We start from the raw sequence: 1,192 nt of genomic DNA, 5'->3' as shown, positions 1-1,192 counted from the left end.
CATCGGGAGCGGGCAGAAACGGACAAGGGCAGGAATAACAAAAGNGAGGCGAGCGGTGGAGCAAGTCAGGCGGGGAGGGCGTGGTCGGTAAGGTGGTAAGCCGAGGAAGGGCCGTGTGGCCCTTCGTCGCCGGTTGAATGTGTATCGTCTTGCCAGTCATCGTATTCGTTCAACGCCTGGCCGGTGGTCATGCGTGGACGCAGGGTGTTGCGGGCTTCCTGGTGGACGCCGCCTTTTCGCATTAGCGGGTCCATGGCTGCCCAGTTGTGCATGGGCTTGGGGCCTTTGGCCATCGATCTTCCTTATGGTGAGTCACTGTTCGCCCTTGTGGGCGGCGGCGATATTACGCCGGATTTTCCCGGTGTCCAGAGATTGATGCGTTTTGCCTCGTGTTCTGATGGTCGCGGGTGGTTTACAGCGACCAGGACAGGAAGAGGTTGGCGCCGCTGAGTCGATTATCGTAGCGGAAGGTGTATTGTGGCGCCGTTTCCGTGACATTGAGATTGCTGGTGGCCAGGCCCACGCCCACCCCCAGGTTTCGCCATACGTTGTATTCCATGCCTACCTGCATTTCAGAGAACAGGCCTTTCCAGTCGTCGTACTCCAGATAAAAGCCTTCGGCTTTCAGGAACCAGTACAGCTTCGGGTTGACCCGATAGTTGAGCCCGAAGCCCACGGTGGGCAGGGGGACGGTATGGGCGGCGTTGCGGGTTTCCTGGGCAGAGACCGTGCCGCCTGGGTCTGTCTTTACATCCAGATCGATATCGAACCTGGAGACGTGCAGCCCGCCCCCGGCCATCAGCTCGACTTTGTCATTGTGATAAAAAGAATAGAAATAGCTGGCCTTCATGATCTCGTAACCGAGCGAACTGGATACCGTTGTATTACGAAGGGGTGCAACCTTCCCCCGGTGAAGGTGATGCCTGGTTTGCCGAACAGCTTGCCGGGGGCGGTGACCTGGCAGAGAACTACAAGGCTCTGGCTGATGCCTGCGGGGTGAAATTCCAGATCGATTACTTTGGTTTGATGGAACGAGATGCGCAGCAGCATCCGGAGCGGCATGTGGCGGCGGATGTCACCAGCCTGGAAATGAAGCAGGAATATGATCGTTTGATGGCCACGGACCCGGCTTTCGCCGAGCAGGTGCGTGACCGGGAGGCTCCTGCTTCCACGGATACCAGCGATCCGGTTG

Annotated in this window: 2 protein-coding genes and 1 pseudogene; 1 reads left to right on the top strand and 2 read right to left on the bottom strand. The window is 58.4% G+C overall.

Going from position 1 to position 1,192, the window contains the following annotated elements:
* Nucleotides 1-65 precede the first annotated feature (65 nt).
* Entirely contained in the window at nucleotides 66-293 is a 228-nt protein-coding gene (locus A3730_RS05635) for a hypothetical protein (protein ID WP_063521677.1), read from the bottom strand.
* Nucleotides 294-412: 119 nt separating this feature from the next.
* Nucleotides 413-850 carry a hypothetical protein gene (locus A3730_RS05630; protein WP_063521678.1) on the bottom strand — a complete coding sequence of 146 codons (438 nt, stop codon included), beginning with the start codon at nucleotides 848-850 and terminating at the stop codon, nucleotides 413-415.
* Between the two features lie 29 nt (nucleotides 851-879).
* Here A3730_RS05630 and A3730_RS05625 point away from each other — a divergent pair.
* A pseudogene (locus tag A3730_RS05625) lies at nucleotides 880-1,192 on the top strand (hypothetical protein); the annotation flags it as partial.

This window comes from Alcanivorax sp. HI0044 (assembly GCF_001634945.1).
Note: the sequence above shows the minus strand (reverse complement) of the source record. Positions and strands in the feature narration are given on the sequence as shown.